The following is a 19,619-nucleotide window of genomic DNA, read 5'->3' as shown; positions in this document are numbered from 1 at the left end:
GACAAATATAACGCGTGTTAATATGATATGGAAACGATTACTCATTCCTTTTTTAGTAAGAATTGACAAGGGGGAAGGTTTATGCAAGGTAAATGGGGGAAAGCGGCATCTGTCCTTATGGCGGGAGTAGTAGCTGCCAGTTTGACGGCATGCGGCAAAGAAGAGAAGCCGGCGTCAAGTCCGAATGCAAGCCCGAGCCCGAGCTCGGAGCCTTCTGAAAGCGCTGCACCGAAAACAGTTTCGCTGGATTGGCTTACTTATCAGTACGGTCCGGTGGACAACGATGCGCCGATTAAGAAGTTCGTGGAAGACAAATTTAATGTCAAGCTTAACATTTGGTATATGGACGTCACCCAGAGGGAGCAGCTTCTCGGCACGAAGCTTGCTTCGGGCGAAATTCCGGATTTTATGACCGTTTATTCGGGGGCGGATTTGCAGAAGTTCTATACCCAAGGGGTAACGGTAGGCTACACGGAAGAAGAGCTTAACCAGTATATGCCCAATTATAAGAAGCTGGTGGACTCTTACGATCCGAAAATTTGGGATTACGTGAAATATGACGGGAAGTACATAGGTATCCCGAGCATTAACAGCGATGGGGTATACAGTTTGGCTACAGCCTGGAGACAGGATTGGCTTGAGAAGGTAGGCATTACGGAAGTGCCGGAGACGCTTGAGGAGTACAAGGAAGCCTTGGTGAAATTCCGCAATGATGATCCGGACGGCAACAATAAGAAGGATACTTACGGGATGTCCAATTCCGGAATGACGAATGTTTACGGCGCTTACGGAGTCTACCCGGAATTCTGGACGATTCGCGACGGACAGATCGTCTGGAGCGGAATTCTTCCCGAAACGAAGAAGGCATTGGAAACGCTGAGAGAGTGGAAGCAGGAGGATTTGATCAGCCCGGAATGGGTTATCGGAGAGAACACCGGAGGCTATTGGGCGATCTCCCATGACTTTGTCAACGGCAAAATCGGAGTATCCTCCCACGGTTCTTATTATCACTGGTCTCCAGCCGATCCGGAAACGAATTTCCTGGGCGGCGACAACACCAAGATGCTGGCGGAAGTGACCAAAGGTGAAGGCAAGATTGCCTACGGCAAACCTCCGGTAGGGCCGGACGGCAAATTCGGAAACATAACGCCTGGTCTGGTCGGAGGTACTTATATGGCGTTCGGTAAAGATGCCGCAGATGATGAGACGAGACATCGGATTATGCAAATTTGGGATACAGTTTACGGAGATTTCGACACCTTCGTGAAAGTGAAATATGGCGATAAAGGTGTACACCATGACAATGGTCCGGACGGACATACGATCGTTATGAAGGAAGGCTTCAAGACCAATGAGGAAATGGCGAAGATCGGAGCGCATATTACATTCTCTCCTTTTGCCCAGCCTGAGTTCTCGAAGAAGCTGCAGGATCCGAAACGGGTCGGAGCCAACGATAAGTACTTCAAGTTCGAGGGAGCCGGCTATGAGAACGCAGTGAAGTCCCCGCTTCCGTCCGACAGCAAATATTCCAAAAACCTGATCAAGCTTCAGCAGGATACGTTCACCGCGATCATTAATGGAGAGAAGCCGTTGGAGGAATTCGATAAATTCGTCGAGGAGTGGAAGAGCTCTGGAGGAGACCAGTTGACCAAAGAAGCTAACGAATGGTATCAGTCCTTGAAATAATCCAGATTCATAAAAGCGGCCAGCAGGTGGTTCTTTGGCCGCTTTTTCCGTTAGGAGTGAGGGTATGAACGGGAAAATAACAACATCAAGCACGCTTCCTTCTCCAAACATGAGACCGGGAAGAATGAGAACGTGGCTTAAATCCTATTGGAAGCATAAATATTTGTTAATTATGCTGCTGCCATGTTTGCTGTATTTTATTATATTCAAGTATTTGCCGATGTACGGAATCATTCTGGCGTTTAAAGAATACCGGTTCATTGACGGGGTGTTCGGCAGCCCCTGGAACGGAATTCAAAATTTTGTCGATCTGTTTACAGGCAGGGATTTTCCGAAGGCTTTCCGCAACACGATCATCATCAGCTTCTACAAGCTGGTGTTCGGATTTCCGGCTCCCATTATATTGGCGATTCTGCTTAACGAGCTGAGAGTCATTTTGTTTAAAAAATTCGTCCAAACCTTAAGCTACCTGCCCCACTTCTTATCCTGGGTCGTCCTGGCAGGGATTTTCATGGAAATTTTCTCGCCTACGCGTGGAGTCGTCAACTATATCATCACCTCGCTGGGAGGAGACGCCATCTTCTTCTTCGGTGACAAGAACTGGTTCCGGACACTACTCGTCAGCACCGAAGTCTGGAAAGGTGTCGGATGGGGCTCCATCATCTATCTGGCTGCGCTGTCGGGAATCGATCCTTCCCTGTACGAGGCGGCTATTGTAGACGGAGCCAACCGGTGGAAGCAGATGATCCATATCACTCTGCCCTCCTTGATCCCGGTCATTACGATCATGTTTATCTTTGCCGTCGGAGGCATTATCAATGACGATTTCGACCAGGTGTTCAACTTCTATAATCCGGCTGTATATGAGGTGGGAGACGTGTTAAGCACCTATACCTACCGAATCGGGATCACCGAGATGCAGTACGGGCTGGCGACGGCCTCCGGATTGTTCATCAACGTCATCGCCTTCGTGCTGATTATTATAACGAACACGATCGTCAAGCGATTCAGCGACTACGGCATCTGGTGAGGAGTGATTAAACGATGTCCATGACTATAGGTAAGAAATCGTTCGGGGAGAAAGCGTTCGACACCTTTAACGTCGTCTTTCTGACTTTGTTTGCTTTCACGGCCGTTTACCCCTTTATCGATGTACTGGTGGTTTCCTTCAGCACACCGGCTGCGGCGAACGTTTACGGCTTGAAGCTGTGGCCCAGAGAATTCTCGGCGGAGGCGTATAAAGCCGTCTTCGACAACCGGATGATTTGGGTCGGATACTATAACACCGTTTATCGGACGGTGCTCGGAACATTCCTGAACGTTATTTTCACCGTTCTGTGCGCCTATCCGTTATCGAAGAAATATTTGCCCAACCGCAATCTGTTCACCATGATGATTGTTTTCACCATGTTTTTCAGCGGCGGCCTGATCCCCAACTACTTGCTCGTCAAGGAGCTGGGATTGCTGGACAACCGGATGGCGCTCATTCTTCCGGGACTGATCGCGGCTTTCTCGATGATCATTGTCCGGAATTACTTCATGTCGCTACCCGAAGAAATAGAAGAGTCGGCGAAGATGGACGGAGCGAACGACTTCCGCGTCTTGTTCTCGATCGTGCTTCCGGTCTCCAAGCCTATCATTGCTACGATTGCGCTGTGGTATGCGGTCGCACACTGGAACGCCTGGTTCGACTCTCTCTTGTATATTTCGAATCCGGAGAAGACGGTGCTCGGGAATGTGCTGCGCAAAATTGTCATTGAAGGCTCGGCGCAGTTTCAGCAGTTCGAATCCTACGATCCGACGAGGGAAAATGCGGTGACGCCGGACATTATCAAGGCGGCAACGATTATGGTCGCCACGATTCCGATTATTTGCGTATACCCGTTTGTACAGAAATATTTTGTTAAAGGCATCATGATCGGTTCTCTGAAAGGATAGAAAGGGAGTGAAACGATGACAACCGTCCGGCCGAAGCACGGATTTTATTTTACGGTTCAGGATGTAGAGCAGGCTAAGCGCAATCTGGACTCCCATGCCTGGGCGCGGGAAGCCTATCAAGCCTGGAAAAGAAGGTGCGACTCGTTCCTGGAGCTCGACGACCAATTAATCTATGACTGTGTCCTGAGCATGCAGGACCAGACTTTTGCTTATGGAATTGCCGGCTGTCCCGATTGTGGACAGCCCTTTCCCATGAATCTGGAGGAGCAGCGGCCCATGTTCTCCGACATTAGACAGTTTCCCCGCAAGTTGCTGACCTGTCCCCACTGCCGGATGACCTTCCCTAATGACAGGTATCCGGATACTGGTCACGGGTTCGAAAAGAACGGCAAAGGATATTATCCGGTAGGCATGTGGAATTTCTTTATCGCGGGCGATTGGTTCGGCGGAGTCCGAGATCACGAAGGAATGGTTACGAAGCTTACTTATTTATACATGCTGACGGGAGAAGAGCGATATGCGCATAAAGCGCTTGTACTGCTCGATGCTTTCTCCGCGATACTGCCCGGCACGATCGGGCCGCGGGATTTCACCCCGTTCGGCAGTGATTTTGAAATCGGCCGGCTGCATATGCTGACAAGCATCGTGCATCGGATCAAAGTATGCATCGCCCACGATTACGATTGGCTGTACCGGCTGCCCGAGCTGGACAGCCCTTCTCCCGCCTTGAGCCGATTGGGCAGAACGGGGACGATGCGCGCCTGCATCGAAACGATGCTGAATGATTACATGCTGACCGAGCCGGGAGGACCGGTCTACGATCTGAGCGGCGGCAATCTTACGAACCTGCAGAATCATGAATCCGACGGAGTGAGGGCTATGCTGGCCGTCGGGCTCGTACTGGATAATGAGGATTATTTGCGGTGGGGAGTGCAGGCGGTCGAAGCTTACTTCTATAACGCGATTGGCCGGGACGGAATGTATTATGAAGGCTCCTATGGGTACAGCCTGTTTACCGGCTCGGTTTTTCTGGATGTAGCCCTGCTGGCCATGAGAGCATCCGGCGAGGAGCAGCTTAAACAATTTCATCCGTTTGACTGCAGCCGGTTCTTCCAATTTTCCGTTCGCAACCATCTCGATGTGTTATGCCAGGGACATCTTCCCTGCTTTGGGGACTGGGGCAGAGATACCCGTCAAAGCACAGAGCCGGACCGCAAGCTTCTGGTCGATACTTACCGGGCGGCGTCGTTCTTTAACCAGTTTTCCCCGGACCCGGACATGAAGAGGGAAGCGATGCAATGCATGGAGAAGCTGTACGCTGCGGCGGTTCCGGAGCTCGGCGGCCGGGGGATTGATTTATTCTTTGCCCATCCGCCGAGTCCCCGGACAGACGGGTTAGAACGGCCGAGAGGGAATACAGTCAAGGGCCAGTTCGGCTTGGCGATTGCCAGGGATGCCAACGATACGACCTTATTGATGAGAGTAGGGCAAAACAACACCCACGCGCACGACGATGTCCTCGGCCTTAATTTTTATGCCCACGGCAAAGAAATTTCGGCCGATATAGGCTATGGCATTTATGGAACGAACGGCCATTTCGGTTGGGGGACGAAAGCGATCGCCCATAACACCGTTGTCGTCAATCGGGACCGAGAGTTAAAGCGGGGGCAACTGTACAAGCGGTTCGCCGGCGGGGAATGCTCTGTTATTTACGAGGACGGTTACTTGTCCGCGATTGAAGGCCAGGCTCCGGCATTGTATGATATCGATGCTTACCAGAGAATGGCCGCTGCCGTTCCGATCGGCGATCAGGCTTCGTACATAGCCGATTTTTTCTATGTTCAAGGCGCGGAAATGTGTGACTACGCTTTCCATGCCTTTCACGAGGACAGTGAATTAGCAGTAAACGGGGTACGGCAGGCAGCGGAGCACTGGACTCTGGCCGGGGTGGATGCGGAGGAGAAGCCGTATTTCGATTATCCGGGCAAGAGCTTCGGGGAGCGGCTGTCGACGGGTGAGACATTCACCCATGCCCTTGATGGGGAGAAGCTGCAGGCCTGGACTCCCGAACCGAATAACGGCTATGGGTACATCTATGCCGTTCGGGAGCATGCAGCCGAGGGGCGGACTGTAAGCGCCACATGGACCTCCAGCCAAGGCGGCGTGCTGAACTGGCACGGGATTTGCGTGCCGCAGGACCGGATATTGAGCGGACAATGTCCGAGCTTAGAAGGAACGGTCCAGCATCCCGTGCTCATCATCCGCAGCGAGGAGCGGGCCAAGCAGTATGCAGCCGTTTATCAGGCTATCAGCGCGGATGAGGCCGGGCCGAAAGTGACCGGATTGGAGCCGCTGAAGGCGTACGGTGAGCTCGTTACCGCCTTCCGTGTGAAGCTGGACAACGGCTTGGAGGATTACTGGGCATACAGTCCGCAGGATCAGACGATCAAGGTTGAAACTCCCTACGGCGAATGGCGGATCGAAGGCCGCTGCGCCTGGATGCGGTTGGACGAAGAGGGCCGGATGACCGCCCAGTCGCTCATTCGGGCCGATCATGCGGAATTCCGGGAGGCCACCGGGCAAGCGGAAGCGCGGAAGTGGCTGCCGGTGGAGCAAGTGGACATTCATGCGGAGACCATCTGGGTGAAGGCCGATCAGCCGCGGGAGCTTCCTCAATATGTGAAGATCCGTTCCGGTGCAGGTCCCGCTTCCATATATCCTGTACGCTCCATGCATCAGGATGCGGGGCTGCTGAAAATTACGTTGAAGGATTCGGTCATTTTGTCCAAAGGGATTGTCCGGCAGATCGAGGATGGAGGAATCGATACGGTTTATCCTCTGCCGCTCGGGTTCGACCTTTCCTCCGAAGGTGTGACTCCTTTCCGCGGCAAAGCGATGAAAGGCTATTCCGGAGGAGAGGCAATCATTACCGGAGTGGATCATTTGAAGCGATTGCGAGTAGACATCGTGAAGCCTTTTCATTTGGAGGAAAAATTCGACATTGTCGACGTACAAATTGGAGATTTTATTCAATTTATCTGAGAAATCGCTCCCGAAATGATGAAAATTGGTTGAATCCTGCCAACGTTTGGGCTAAATTAAGAGAAGATAGATTATGATGGGAGAGGATTTGTGATGGAGAAAATGAAAATTGGCGTCATCGGTGCCGGGTCCATTTCGGGAGTGCACTTGGAGGCATACCACAACAATCCGGAAGTGGAAATTTATGCGATTTGTGATTTGAACGAGGAAAGAGCCAAGGCGAAGGCCGAGAAATACGGCGCATCGAAAGTATTCACCGATTATAACGAGCTTCTGGCCCTGCCGGAAATCGAAGCGGTCAGCGTCTGCACCTGGAATAATTCCCATGCTCCCATCAGCATCGCGGCTTTGAACGCCGGCAAGAATGTGCTTGTCGAGAAGCCTCTTTGCAAAACAGTTGAGGAAGCTCTGCAGGTAGAAGAAGCGGTCAAGCGCAGCGGTAAAGTGCTGCAAGTAGGTTTCGTCAGACGCTATGGAAGCAACACGAAGGTGCTGAAGGAATTTATCGACAACGGCGACCTTGGAGAAATTTATTATGCCAAGGCTTCCTGTCTGCGCCGATTGGGGAATCCCGGAGGCTGGTTCGCGGACAAGGAGCGTTCCGGCGGCGGTCCTCTGATCGACATCGGTGTCCATGTTATTGATCTGGCTTGGTATCTGATGGGCAGACCGAAGGTGCAGTCGATCACCGGAAATGCTTATAACAAGCTTGGAAACCGTAACAATGTGAAAAATTTGAGCTTCTACCGTGCTGCGGACTACGATGCGGACAAGAACACCGTCGAGGATGCGGCCAACGCCTTGATCCGTTTCGAGAATGGGGCTTCCCTGATGGTCGATGTCAGCTTTACGCTGCATGCGAAGAAGGACGAATTGACCGTGAAGCTCTACGGGACCAAAGGCGGAGCCGAAGTGGAGCCGGAGCTGACGATCGTTACCGAGAAGTACGATACGATTTTGAATGTATCTCCTCAGGTCGATCATCCGACATTCGATTTTGCCGGAGGCTTCCAGAACGAGATCAACCACTTCATCGACGCTTGCAAAGGGCGCAAAGAAACGCTCAGCCCGGTACAAGACGGCGTCGAGATGATGAAAATTCTTTGCGGGATTTATGAATCCAGCGAGCAGGGCAAAGAAATCCGATTCTAATATTGAATTTCAAGGACTTATACAGCATACTTCATCCGTCGGCCTGTGGCCGGCGGATTTTTATTACCCCATGAAGGGAAAAATTGTACTACATTTTCGATTGGCTTTATTATACAGAACCCTTTTCTTGCTCTTAGTTAGTCAAATCAGAGATGCTGCATCCTCAACAGTACCTCTTCAACGGACTCGTTAGCTCCTCGTCAGCACCTCGCTAGAGCTTCGTCAGTCCCTCGTTAACTCCTCGTTAGCATCTCTCCAGCGCGTCGCCCCCACATTAGTGCCTCGTTAGCTCTCGCCAGCGCATCGTCTCCACGTTAGTGCCTCGTTAGCATCTCTCCAGCACATCGTCAGTCCGACGTTAATACCTCGTTAGTTCCTTGTCAGACCGCCCCCCTTCTTAGGTTATCTAGCCGGCCCCCTGTTCCTATGCATCTCTTTGCCAAGATATTGGACTGTTATCCCCTTGTCTCAGAAAGGAACAATGTTTCAAATTATTCTGCTGGTTCTCATCCATTTTCTACCCGGAAGCTACTATGAGAAAGGGAAAGAGACGAAGGGAGGTGAGAGGCATGAATCCCCGGTTTAAAGGAACTGAGCAAATGGGATAACAGTCAAAAGAAGGTGAAAGGCACGAAATCACCGATTATAAAGAAACTGAGTAAATGGGATAGTAGTCAAAAGAAGGTGAAAGGCGCGAAATCTCCGGTTTAAAGAAACTGAGTGAAGGGGATAGTAGCCGAAAGGAGGCGAGAGGCATGAAATCTCCGGTTATAAAGAAACTGAGTAAATGGGATAGCAGTCAAAAGGAGGAGAAAGGTACGAAATCTCCGGTTATAAAGAAACTGAGTAAACGGGATAGCAGTCAAAAGAAGGGGAAAGGCGCGAAATCTCCGGTTTAAAGAAACTGAGTAAAGGGGATAGCAGTCAAAAGGAGGGGGAAGGTACGAATCTCCGATTAAAAGAAACTGAGTGAAGGGGAAAGCAATCAAAAGAGGAAAGAGGTACAAAGCCTCCTTGAAAGACACTGAGTGAAAAGGGGTAACGACCAAAGCAAGCTTGATTGTTAACAAAGTCAAGCCGCGATGTACGGACAGACTTCAAGGACTCGCAAAAATGCAGGTCTTTTTGGGGATTTTGTGTAAAATCAGCAAATGACGAGCAAATGTGCAGGTCTTTTTAGTGATTTGGCCGATTTTCGGGATTTTCTTGAGAAAGACCTGCAGAATTGTTGGTCTTTCCGGGCTTTTAGCTAAATTCCGGAAAAAGACCTGCAGAATTGTTGGCCTTTCCGGGTTTAAACGGTTTCCTGGAGAAAGACCTGCAATTTCTCGTCTTTGCTGTTGTAGGCCATGCCTTATTTGATGTACAAAAAAGGCGGTGACACATACTACAGGCTAACTATCCGCCAGCCACCCTACGGCCAACAACACGAATGAACACCAGCGGGCCATGGCGGCCGTTCGTAACACAACTGTGCGAACCGGGGCGGGGGACTCTGTATAAGCATTTAAGACCGGCACCCGAACGGGCCGGCCTGTTTTTCGCCTAACGAGATTAGGAACGGGATGCGTTTGTCGTATGGGTCTCGGCAAATTCCGAATATTTCCTTTCCTTCGACTCCCAATAGCCAATTCCGAACAGGACGGCGATGATCGGAAAAACAACGAGCCGAATGATCGCGAATTGCCAGAACAGATCGTGCATGGAAATAAGTTCCAAGAGTGTAAGGATGACAGCCGTGGAAAGACCGAAGCCCAGTATGCAATAATTAACCAGAAATTTGGACTTTCCCATTTGCCGTTTCTTTTTCCACTGAAGAGCTTGACGTTCGTTCATAACGGGCCCCCTTTCTATCTCCTACCTATTTATTGTAACCCGCCGGCAATTTCGAGGCAATTCTACTTTGCAACAACTTTGTGCCAAAATCGTTAGTTGTTGATATACTTATAATTAACTAACACGATCGGCACCTATGGACAAATATGGGGAGAAGGGTGAAATTCCATTATGAGGATCGTTCAGACGAAACACGCGGTTGTTCAAGAGGAACTGCTGGCCCCTTTTGGCTTTAAAGGAGGTTACATAGATGAACTGTGGCAATCCGTTGTACTGCTGGCCAATGAAACGGGGGAGATTGGAGCAGGAACCGGCGTGCAAAGCGTGCTGTGGTCGGATGCCGATGTCTTTACCCGGCTGGGCGGGCAGAAGGGCAACGAAATCATGGTCCGAATGACGACGGCAGCACTGGATGCAGTCCTGGGTAAGGAGTACAGCGATCCCTTTGCCCTTCTGGAGCATGTTCTGCCGCAGGTTTATGAATATGGCCGGGGGCATAGCCACCCGGATCTTCGCTTGACCTTTGCTCTCAATTCGTTGGTTCCCGTTGATTTTGCCTCGTGGCAATTATTTGCCCGGCAGAGCGGGATATCCTCGTTCGATCAGCTCATCCCGGAGGAGTACCGTGCTCCTTTGTCCAGCAGACATTCCGCGCTGGCCAGTACTCCTCTGATTCCTTATGGCATGCCGGAGGAAGAAATCATCCGTTTGCTGGAGGAAGGCTATTTCGTGTTGAAAATCAAGCTGGGAGCGGATCCGAAGCAGAATGGCGATCGAAGCGAGATGCTCGAGTGGGACAAACAGAGACTGGAAACCGTCCATAGGTTGGCCGGCGAGAGGTCAAGCGAATTTACGGAGAGCGGGAGGATCGTCTACTATTTGGATGCGAACGGGCGCTATGATCATAAAGATCGGCTTCTCTCATTATTGGAGCATGCCGACCACATTGGAGCGTTGGAGCGGATCGTTCTGCTGGAAGAGCCCTTCCCAGAGAACGATGAGACGGAGGTAGCGGATCTCCCCGTTCGCATTGCGGCGGATGAGAGCGTGCACAACGAAGAGGACGCGCTGGCCAGAATAGAGCTTGGCTACGGAGCTATTGCTTTGAAACCGGTAGCCAAAACATTGAGCGTCAGCCTGAAAATGGCCAAGCTGGCGCATGAACGGGGCATTCCTTGCTTCTGCGCGGATTTGACGGCAAATCCGTGGATGGTCGATTGGAATAAGAATGTGGCTGCCCGGCTGAAGCCCATTCCGGGACTTAAGACGGGCCTGCTGGAGTCCAACGGTCACCAGAATTACCGGAGGTGGGAGGAGATGCGCCGGCATCACCCTCACGGTCAAGCCGAGTGGACCGAATCCACCCGGGGAATCTTCCGGTTGACTGAGGCTTTCTACTCGGTGAACGGAGGGATACTCGACCGCAGCGAAGCCTATGAGCAGATCGCCACACAAGGAGACCGGCGCGGGTAGGGGATAGCCGGGATACGCAGTATTTATTCATGACGAACTTTATGTCCGGAACCTTAGACGTACTTCTATGAAAGAAACAGCCCGATTTTCCTTCGCTGGAAGGGTTCATATAAGGGATTGTTGAAAAATGATAAAATCTCCTTTTGGGTGAGGCAGAGTTTCTTTGATATAATAAAATAGTTGTGAAAGAAATAGCTATCGGTCTGCGTTAGGGAAGATTAGGAGGAGTGACTATTGAGAAACATTTTTGTGTTTGCACTGCTCTGGTGGCTGATAGGCAATCCATTCATTGCCATTATCATTCTTTTCGTGGTTCTCTACTGGCTTGACCGTAAGTTTCTGGGACTGTCGCCCAGCATTACCAAGCCGTTTCGGCAAAGCCGGAGGCTGAGTCAACTTCGTCAGGAGCTGCGGCTGCAGCCGCATCAAACCAGCGCCAAGCTGGAAGCCGCCTATCTGCTTATCGGCAAGAAGAAATATAGGGAAGCACTGTCCTATTTGGAGGAAATCGAGCCCATGATGGAGGAATCGGCAGATGTCCAATTTGGCATCGGACTGTGCCGGTTGAAGCTGGGAGAACTTGAGAGCGGAGAGCGCAGCATGCTCCGCAGCATTGAGCTAAATCCGCGCATCCGCTACGGGGAGCCTTTTCTAAGACTGGGTGAAGCGTTTGCGGAATCCAAGCCGGACCAAGCGCTGGCTTACCTGGAGCAATTCAGGGAGGTTCACTCCTCCTCCTGCGAGGCGTATTATCGGCTTGGACAGCTTTACGACAGGCTCGGACGCCGGCAAGAAGCCCGCCAAGCCTATGCGGAGACATTGGATATCTACCGGGGACTGCCAAAGTATAAGAAACGATCGGAACGGCGTTGGGCGCTGCTGGCCAGGATGAAGGGCGGCTAGCTTCGGTTTGTCGGGCATTCCTGCAACGTATCACAACCTTTTTTTCAGCCCAGATGGCTAATAACAGAATGACACGGGAGATGAATTTAGATGTCCATGGAATATCCGATGCAAGCGATCGTTCTGATTGTCGTAGTTGCAGTCACCTTCGTATCCATGTTTATATGGACTAAAATGAAAAAAAGAAAGTAGGCTGTCAAATGTACTATATTAACAGGGAGCAGCTGGAACAGCTGCTCGAATTTTTGCCCGTCATCAGCGAGGCATGTGAACAATTGAAGGATAATTGGAATGGAATCTTGCTGGATGGGTTAGCTCAGGAACGTATTCTTCATCTGGCGATTGAGAGCGTGACCGATGTCGGCAGCCTTCTGATCGATGCGTTTATGATGAGAGACGCCAGCAGCTATGAGGATATTGTAGAAATTTTGCTGGGAGAAAATGTGTTTGACCGTGAAATCGGGGAACCGCTGATCGAACTCGTCAAGCTGCGCAAACCGCTTGTTCAGGAATATATGAAGTTGGATAGGGATGGATTACATCCGTTAATCGGTGACCTGCCGGCTATATTGAAGGAGTTCGCTCCTTCCGTCCGGCAGTTCGTCCGTAAAGAGCTTGGTGAGTAGGCTGCCTTTAGATACTCAACATTTTGGTTTGTTTAATTTACTATCCGCTCCAAATGCGATACAATGGCATTACAGGTGGTGATCAGGATGAGTAAAGAGCAGGAATCATCCACTCGCAGATTGCTGTTGACGATGATGAAGACGGACGGCCCAATGAGCGTTAGCGAAATGGCCAAGCAGTTGGGAATAACGGAGATGGCTGTTCGCCGTCACTTGAATACATTGGAGCGGGACGGTCTGGTCGAAACCCGGTTGTCCCGTCAGGCAATGGGCAGGCCGACGCACTTATACTCGCTGACAGAATCGGCAGATGAATTCTTTCCGAAGAACTACCATCAATTAACGTTAGATCTGCTGCATGAGCTTGTAACCGAGGACGGCGAGGAGAAGATCGGACGTCTGTTCCAGCTTCGCAAGGAGAAGCTGCTCGGCAAATACCGCGAACAGATGGAGGGTAAATCCTTGTCGGAAAGAGTGGCTCTTCTGGCGGATATACAGAATGCTAACGGATATATGGTGCAGTGGGAGCACAAGGAAGACGGGTTCGTATTTACCGAGTTTAACTGTCCCATCTCACAGGTAGCCCGGCAATATAATGAAGCATGCAGCTGCGAGCTGGCGTTGTTCGAGGGATTGCTGGGAGCGGAGGTCAATCGCACGGAATGCATAACGAGCGGCGGACGCAGATGCACCTATCTGATCGGAAAGCAGCCGGTGAAATCAGTCTCGGAAGGTTAAGAGAAGCTTCTCCTGTTTTTCATAATCCAAGAAATTAAAGACAGCCCGATTCTTCTGCAGGCAGGAGGGTTCAGGCTGTCTTTCTTGACTTTAGCAGGGAAGAAAATACTTCATAGAGGCAACTAGCAGAGCACCAGCCGGAGCCCTTCGTGAGCGAGCTTGCATCGTTCCGGCAATTCGTAGCGCTCTGATTCGTTCAGGTCGATGCCATGGGACAGATGAGTGAAGAACACCCGCTCCGGGTTCATTTCCTCGACAAGCTGCAGAGCTTCCACGATATCATAGACCGATCGCGTGTCCGGATCCGCTTCCTCTTTATAGAAATTTGTCCCGAGAATAAGCAGCTGGAGGTTCTCGAGAGGCCGTTTCTCCTCCGGGCTCAGCCGAATCGAATCGGGACAGTACACCCATTGATATCCGGGCTTGGAGAAGTGATAGGCATAGGAAAATCCATTCCTGCCATGGCATACCCTCCAGGGAAAAATCCGCCACTCTCCGAACGAAAATCCGTCATCCACTTCTTGGTATACAAGCTGATTCTCCAGCCAAGGGAAGAAGCCGTGAAGTGACTGCAGCACTTCGGCAGGAGCGTATACATGGCCTTTCTTCCGGCGCCACCGGCACAAATCGGCATATTCCGGAAGACCGCCGATATGATCGTAATGGGCGTGGGTGATCAATAAATGATCGAGGTCTCTCATTCGCATCCGTTCCATCTGACTTCCCCAGGTGGGACCGCAGTCGATGATCATTTGCCCCCCTCCACATTCCAGCAGGACGGAGGAACGGGTCCGCCTGTTGAGGCCACCCGTTCTTGCCTCGGTGCATACCTCGCAGTCACAATAGACTCGCGGCACTCCCATGGAATCACCGGTGCCCAGGAAGGTCAGCCTATCCATTAGCCTCATCCCCGTTCATTGTGCTGGCTGCCTGAATTTGCCGGGTTAAGCGGGCGGCCTTATCACGAAGCGCGTTATAATTGCCGTTGTCCATTTCCTTCAGGCTGATAAGGGAGCCGCCAACTCCGACGGCATAGCAGCCTATGTCCAGATAGTCCCGCACATTATCCTCGCGAATCCCTCCGACCGCAATCATGGGAATGCGGTTTAGCGGAGCCATCAGCTCCTTCAGATAAGGCAAGCCGAGTCCCGAGCTTGGGAAGATCTTAATTGCTGTCGCTCCGGCTTTCCATGCGCGAACGATTTCCGTCGGAGTCATCGCTCCGGGGAAGATGGGAATCCCTTCTTTGGCGGCATAGCGGATCACGTCTTCATCCGTATTGGGGGTAACGAGGAAGGATGCTCCAGCCCGAACGGCCTCTTGCGCATCATCCGAATCCAGCACCGTTCCGGCCCCTATATACATCCTGTCGCCCAGCCTCTCTTGCAAATCTTGAATCATCATGAGAGCATCAGGGGTATTTAAGGTCACTTCCATAACCGTTATTCCGCCTTGAAGCAGTGCTTCCGCTGCAGGTACAATCTGTTCGCGTTTGACCCCTCTGGCAATGGCTATCAGCCGTGTTTTCTTAATTTGCTGCAGGCCTTGCTCGCGGTTCATCGTATCCCTCCTTGTTGGCTTCTTCTGCATTATACCTTCTGCCGATATGCTCGATCAAACGGTTTCGGGAAACGAAATCTCCCATTTCTTTAGCTGCTTTTTTGTGATACGCTCAATAAAGAAAGCTCCGGGCTTCTTGATGGCCGGCCTGTATCTATTGCGACAAATCCGGGTCAGGAGAGCCATTTTACCGGAATTAAACCGTTTATTTGTTATCGGGAGAGATTCCCGGATACAATGATAATAGAAGAAGGAAAGGATGAGAGCTTCCATGAGTCAAGAGGAACGGATTAAATTAACTTCATTATCAACTAAAGGAGGCTGCGGCTGCAAAATCGGACCGGCCGATCTTGCACAGGTGCTGCGTGGATTGCCCCAGTCGGAGTCTAATCCGAACCTGCTGGTCGGCCTGGATACTAGCGATGATGCGGGAGTGTACAAGCTGAACGACGAACTGGCGCTTGTACAAACCGTTGATTTCTTCACGCCGATCGTCGACGACCCGTATTCTTTCGGACAGGTGGCCGCGGCCAATGCCATAAGCGATATTTATGCGATGGGCGGCAAGCCGCTGACGGCCTTGAATATCGTCGCGTTTCCGATTCGCAAGCTGGACAAGCAGGTGCTGACCGAGATTTTGCGCGGAGCGGGGGATAAGATGAAGGAAGCCGGAGTAACACTGGTCGGCGGCCATTCCATCGATGATAACGAGCCCAAATTCGGGCTGGCGGTAACCGGGGTGATCCATCCGGATAGAGTCAGAACCAATGCCGGGGCGAAGCCGGGAGATCGGCTCATTCTGACCAAGCCTATTGGCGTAGGGATTTTGACCACCTCCATCAAGAAGGACCTGTTGAGCGAGGAAGAGGTAAACCGGGTGACCCAAGTGATGACTACCCTTAACAAGAAGGCCGCAGAGACGATGGAGCCCTACGGAGTTAATGCTTGTACGGATGTAACGGGCTTCGGCTTGTTGGGTCATGCATACGAAATGGCCAATGGAAGCGGGGTAGGCATACGCATCAATCACAAGAGTGTACCTGTGCTCCCCCGGGTCCGTGAGCTGGCCGAAGCAGGCCAGGTGCCTGGCGGCACCAAAAATAACTACGCCCATCTGGAGGGGAAGGTTACCTTTGACGAATCGATAGACCAGATCGGACAATGGATTCTATGTGACGCCGTTACATCGGGAGGCTTGTTGATTTCGGTTCCCGAAGCGGAAGCCGACGCTCTCCTTCAGAAGCTGTTGGAGGCGGGAGTGGAAGCGGCTCTCATCGGAGAAGTGACGGCAGACCATCCGGGAAGGATTATCGTTCAGTAGATGCATACTAGATGAGGTGACCTCTGATGTTTCAAGATATAACGATAGAACAGCTTTTGGAGCGCCGCCAGTCGGACGAGCTGCTCCTGATCGACGTTCGCTCCCCGAGCGAATTTGAGGAATCTACCATTCCCGGAAGCTTGAACATTCCGATCTTTACGGATGAGGAACGCAAGGAAGTAGGAACCCTTTACAAGCAGGTAAGCATACAGGCTGCCAAAGATAAAGGATTGGAGATCGTATCGCGGAAGCTTCCGGCTTTTATCAAGCAATTTGAGGCGCTGGGTGAGCGTCCGAAGGCCGTATTCTGCTGGCGGGGCGGGATGCGCAGCAAGACGACTGCAACCGTACTGTCATTAATGGGAATCCGGGCTCAACGGTTGGTTGGCGGGTATAGGGCGTACCGGAAATGGGTCGTTTCTATGCTCGATTCTTTTCAACTAACCTCCAAATGTATTGTTATTCATGGCTATACCGGAACCGGTAAGACGGAAATTTTGCGAGGATTGGCCAAACAGGGCTTCCCTGTGCTGGATTTGGAAGAGCTTGCCGGCCATAGAGGCTCAATCTTCGGCCATATCGGCAAAAAACCGAGCAACCAGAAAAATTTCGAATCCATGCTGATCCAGGAGCTGCTGAAATATAAGGATGCGCCTTATTTGCTGATGGAGGCCGAGAGTAAGAGAATCGGCAAAGTGGTTCTGCCCGATTTCCTGGTGGAGGGAAAGAAAAGGGGCGAGCATTATATGATTGAAATTCCCTGGGACGTTCGGGTTAGGAACATCCTTAACGATTATAAGCCGGAGGAGCACAAGGAAATGTGCATGGAAGCTTTCCAACGGATCAAGAACCGCATCCATACGCCGGCTGCGCAGCAGATCGAAAACTGCCTCAAGGAGGAGCGGTACGGCGAAGCCGTCTCCCTGCTTCTAGAATATTATTATGATCCGCGTTATGACCATGCGGGACTGCAATATAACGGTGAAAGCAGAAGTATTCAGGCAGGCTCCGTTCAGGAAGCGACAGACAAGATTGCGGCACTGCTGCGGATGCGTACCGACCGGGCAAATCCGGTTCGGGAGCAGGTAACTAAATAAGCCTAAGCCCCATTTATCATAATTACGGCCCAAAGCCAGAATTTTGTCACCACATAGGAATTCTCAAGTTCTTTTCAGTGTTAATGTGTTGAAGATCGAGGATTCCTATTGGCATAACAAGCTGTCTCCAATACCGGGTTATTCATCTTCAAGAAGCACCGTTAGGAGCTTTTTTTATGAAAATTTGAATATTTGCGAAGTTTTTCCTGTTTTGCTGTGTCAAAATGAAATTACTAACTTATAATATTAGTAGTATATGGGCATCTACCCATCGGCGGAAGGAAGGGAGGAGTTCTATTGGCTGCTTGGGAGATTTGCTTGGCGGTCATTACAGCCAGCATCGTTGTTCTTGTCTTTTATTTAGTCCGTATTATTCAAACTGCGAAAAAATCATTGGAGATTACGCAAGAGACATTGCAGAAGGTTCAACAGGAGCTGGCTGAGGTTAGCAAGGAGACAACCCACCTCCTTAGATCCACTGAAGCGGTAACGAACGATATTCACGAGAAATTGAGGACTCTGGACCCCGTCTGCCGTTCGATCGGCGAGACCGGAGAAGCCTTGCGGCAGGTAACGAATTCCGTCCGTCAGGTTTCAACGGCGGTCGCCACCTCCGCGAATACCGCTCAGAAAGCCATTCAGAGCAGTCGGGTAACCGATTTGATTGAATGGGCCGTATCCGGTGCCCAGCTATGGTCAGCCTGGAAGGAATACAGAGGGTCCAAGAACAAATCCAAATCTTAAGGAGAGTTGATACCATGTCTAACAAAATGAACGGAAAAGATTTTTTGGTGGGAGCCATGGTTGGTAGTGTGATTGGCGCGGTGACGGCTTTGCTGCTGGCTCCGAAATCCGGACGGGAGTTGCGCAAAGATATCGCGGATCAGGCGCAGCAGTTAAGCGACAAAACCCAGAAAATCGCCGGCAATATCGGGCATCAGACCAGTGAATGGTTCGGTAAGGCTAAAGAAGTAGCGGGTACGGTAGTGGAAGAAGTGAAGGCCTGGAAGGAAGCCGGCAAAGAAGTGGCTGTGACCGCTTTGGAAGAGGCGGAAGGGAAAGTGGCGGAAGAACGGGCGAAGCTGGAAGCGGATATGGAGGAGAGCAAGAAAGAATAACGATTGCTTGAAGAAGGGGCCGGCAGGGCCCCTTTTTTACCACATTAGAAAGTTTAAGTTCATTAAAGCATTAAAGTGGAACAAACTTTCTAATTGGCATAAAAAGCTTCCTCTAATACCGGGTTATTCATCTTCGAGATGGCTCCGTTAGGAGCTTTTTTTAATATAAATGTATAAGATTTGCATGCTTATTCCGTTCTTAGTCTTAGATTGTGAAGAAACAGAGAATCTGGTAAGCTTGGATTATTCATATGTTTCTATGAGGCTTATGCGGGAGGAAATTACATGAACTGGAGAAAGTTCGTACTCAACAACGGTCTGCATTTGAGCTTTGCGGTCGCGCTGGTAGCGACGATGGGAAGCTTGTATTTATCCGAAATTCTCCGATACGAACCATGCAAGCTTTGCTGGATACAAAGAATTTTCATGTATCCGATGGTAGTTTTGTTTGCTGTCGCCACGGTCAGGAAGGATTATAAAGTGTATACTTATGCTCTGCCGCTAGCGATCGGAGGAGGCCTTTTCTCAATCTATCATTATTCCATTCAGAAGATTCCTTTTTTACAAGATTCGGCCGCTTCATGTGGTCTGGTTCCCTGTAATACCGATGCGCTGGATTGGTTCGGCTTCATTACCATTCCGCTGCTTGCTCTTATAGCTTTTATTATCATAGCCGTTCTTCAATGGCTTATCCGTAAAGCTCAATAAAGGGCCTGTGAGATATCCGCGCAGCAGGATGATTTTACTAGAGGTCTGCTAGAAGTCACAACCAGAGGTGATTACGATAAAGATCAAGTTTACAGCCTATATAGCCGTACTCGTAACTGCGTCAGCGTTATTGCAGGCCTGTTCCGGAGCAAGCCGTCCCGCTCTGCCGGAGGATACTCCAACAGTTACAGCAAGCCCTTCGCCAAGACCTTCCGAAGCTCCTGCGGAGACGCCTGCTGCTTCACCATCGCCGAGTCCGTCCGTCACGCCGGAAGGAACTCCCGAGCCTTCGGATACACCGGAGCCTGCTCCGACCGAATCGCCGAAGCCTTCTCTCACGCCCGCACCCACCCCGCAGCAGACGGCCAAGCCAGAGCCTTCTCCGGCTCCGGAAGACCCAAGCCGCAAAGCGGTCTCCTGG

18 protein-coding genes are annotated in these 19,619 nt (G+C 50.9%); 14 read left to right on the top strand and 4 right to left on the bottom strand.

Translation table 11 applies throughout. From position 1 onward, the window contains the following. Positions 1–81 precede the first annotated feature (81 nt). The 5 genes from FS806_RS00490 to FS806_RS00470 all read left to right on the top strand — a co-directional run bounded on the left by FS806_RS00490 (position 82) and on the right by FS806_RS00470 (position 7,818). On the top strand, positions 82–1,686 hold the full coding sequence (locus tag FS806_RS00490) for a type 2 periplasmic-binding domain-containing protein (protein WP_260981921.1): 1,605 nt from the start codon (positions 82–84) through the stop codon (positions 1,684–1,686). Between the two features lie 124 nt (positions 1,687–1,810). Next, entirely contained in the window at positions 1,811–2,716 is a 906-nt protein-coding gene (locus FS806_RS00485) for an ABC transporter permease (RefSeq protein WP_260981920.1), read from the top strand. A 14-nt stretch (positions 2,717–2,730) separates the two neighbouring features. Continuing rightward, positions 2,731–3,624 (top strand): carbohydrate ABC transporter permease, encoded by an 894-nt coding sequence (locus FS806_RS00480; protein ID WP_144932070.1) that lies wholly within the window; start codon positions 2,731–2,733, stop codon positions 3,622–3,624. A 15-nt stretch (positions 3,625–3,639) separates the two neighbouring features. Beyond that, positions 3,640–6,666: a heparinase II/III domain-containing protein gene (locus tag FS806_RS00475; RefSeq protein WP_144932068.1), complete on the top strand. Its 3,027-nt coding sequence runs from the start codon at positions 3,640–3,642 to the stop codon at positions 6,664–6,666. 93 nt (positions 6,667–6,759) lie between these two features. Further along, complete coding sequence (locus tag FS806_RS00470) at positions 6,760–7,818, top strand: Gfo/Idh/MocA family protein (protein ID WP_144932066.1); 1,059 nt, start codon at positions 6,760–6,762, stop codon at positions 7,816–7,818. Between the two features lie 1,554 nt (positions 7,819–9,372). Here FS806_RS00470 and FS806_RS00465 read toward each other — a convergent pair. Beyond that, the gene (locus FS806_RS00465; RefSeq protein ID WP_144932064.1) at positions 9,373–9,654 is read right to left on the bottom strand and encodes a hypothetical protein; all 282 of its coding nucleotides are present in this window, start codon (positions 9,652–9,654) and stop codon (positions 9,373–9,375) included. Positions 9,655–9,825: 171 nt separating this feature from the next. Here FS806_RS00465 and FS806_RS00460 point away from each other — a divergent pair, with 171 nt between their 5' ends. The 4 genes from FS806_RS00460 (at position 9,826) to FS806_RS00445 (ending at position 13,394) form a co-directional block, all read left to right on the top strand. Beyond that, a complete protein-coding gene (locus FS806_RS00460) occupies positions 9,826–11,127 on the top strand; it encodes an enolase C-terminal domain-like protein (RefSeq protein ID WP_144932062.1) in 1,302 nt (433 codons plus the stop codon). 234 nt (positions 11,128–11,361) lie between these two features. Next, positions 11,362–12,030 (top strand): tetratricopeptide repeat protein, encoded by a 669-nt coding sequence (locus FS806_RS00455; RefSeq protein ID WP_144932060.1) that lies wholly within the window; start codon positions 11,362–11,364, stop codon positions 12,028–12,030. A 200-nt stretch (positions 12,031–12,230) separates the two neighbouring features. Next, positions 12,231–12,656, top strand: coding sequence for a DUF86 domain-containing protein (locus tag FS806_RS00450; RefSeq protein ID WP_144932058.1), 426 nt, complete (start codon positions 12,231–12,233; stop codon positions 12,654–12,656). An 87-nt stretch (positions 12,657–12,743) separates the two neighbouring features. Next, positions 12,744–13,394: a helix-turn-helix transcriptional regulator gene (locus FS806_RS00445; RefSeq protein WP_144932056.1), complete on the top strand. Its 651-nt coding sequence runs from the start codon at positions 12,744–12,746 to the stop codon at positions 13,392–13,394. Positions 13,395–13,516: 122 nt separating this feature from the next. Here the strand turns inward: FS806_RS00445 and FS806_RS00440 are convergent, their stop codons facing one another. Together FS806_RS00440 and FS806_RS00435 are read right to left on the bottom strand one after the other, a co-directional pair. Further along, positions 13,517–14,293, bottom strand: coding sequence for an MBL fold metallo-hydrolase (locus FS806_RS00440; RefSeq protein WP_144932054.1), 777 nt, complete (start codon positions 14,291–14,293; stop codon positions 13,517–13,519). Next, entirely contained in the window at positions 14,286–14,954 is a 669-nt protein-coding gene (locus tag FS806_RS00435; protein ID WP_144932052.1) for a bifunctional 4-hydroxy-2-oxoglutarate aldolase/2-dehydro-3-deoxy-phosphogluconate aldolase, read from the bottom strand. The genes FS806_RS00440 and FS806_RS00435 overlap by 8 nt, the downstream gene beginning before the upstream one ends. A gap of 271 nt (positions 14,955–15,225) precedes the next feature. On the opposite strand from FS806_RS00435, the gene selD reads away from it, so the two are divergent. The 5 genes from selD (at position 15,226) to FS806_RS00410 (ending at position 19,198) form a co-directional block, all read left to right on the top strand. Next, entirely contained in the window at positions 15,226–16,275 is a 1,050-nt protein-coding gene (selD, locus tag FS806_RS00430) for a selenide, water dikinase SelD (protein ID WP_144932050.1), read from the top strand. 26 nt (positions 16,276–16,301) lie between these two features. Next, entirely contained in the window at positions 16,302–17,372 is a 1,071-nt protein-coding gene (gene mnmH / locus FS806_RS00425) for a tRNA 2-selenouridine(34) synthase MnmH (protein ID WP_144932048.1), read from the top strand. 297 nt (positions 17,373–17,669) lie between these two features. Continuing rightward, complete coding sequence (locus FS806_RS00420; protein ID WP_186328135.1) at positions 17,670–18,116, top strand: DUF948 domain-containing protein; 447 nt, start codon at positions 17,670–17,672, stop codon at positions 18,114–18,116. Between the two features lie 14 nt (positions 18,117–18,130). Beyond that, the gene (locus tag FS806_RS00415; RefSeq protein ID WP_144932044.1) at positions 18,131–18,490 is read left to right on the top strand and encodes a YtxH domain-containing protein; all 360 of its coding nucleotides are present in this window, start codon (positions 18,131–18,133) and stop codon (positions 18,488–18,490) included. A 285-nt stretch (positions 18,491–18,775) separates the two neighbouring features. Then, complete coding sequence (locus FS806_RS00410) at positions 18,776–19,198, top strand: disulfide oxidoreductase (protein WP_144932042.1); 423 nt, start codon at positions 18,776–18,778, stop codon at positions 19,196–19,198. 96 nt (positions 19,199–19,294) lie between these two features. Here FS806_RS00410 and FS806_RS26480 read toward each other — a convergent pair whose 3' ends face one another. Beyond that, positions 19,295–19,606 carry a hypothetical protein gene (locus FS806_RS26480; protein WP_260981919.1) on the bottom strand — a complete coding sequence of 104 codons (312 nt, stop codon included), beginning with the start codon at positions 19,604–19,606 and terminating at the stop codon, positions 19,295–19,297. Positions 19,607–19,619 lie beyond the last annotated feature (13 nt).

This window comes from Paenibacillus sp. 32O-W (assembly GCF_007679495.1).
In the GTDB taxonomy this organism is placed as follows: Bacteria; Bacillota; Bacilli; order Paenibacillales; family NBRC-103111; genus Paenibacillus_L; species Paenibacillus_L residui.
Note: the sequence above shows the minus strand (reverse complement) of the source record. Positions and strands in the feature narration are given on the sequence as shown.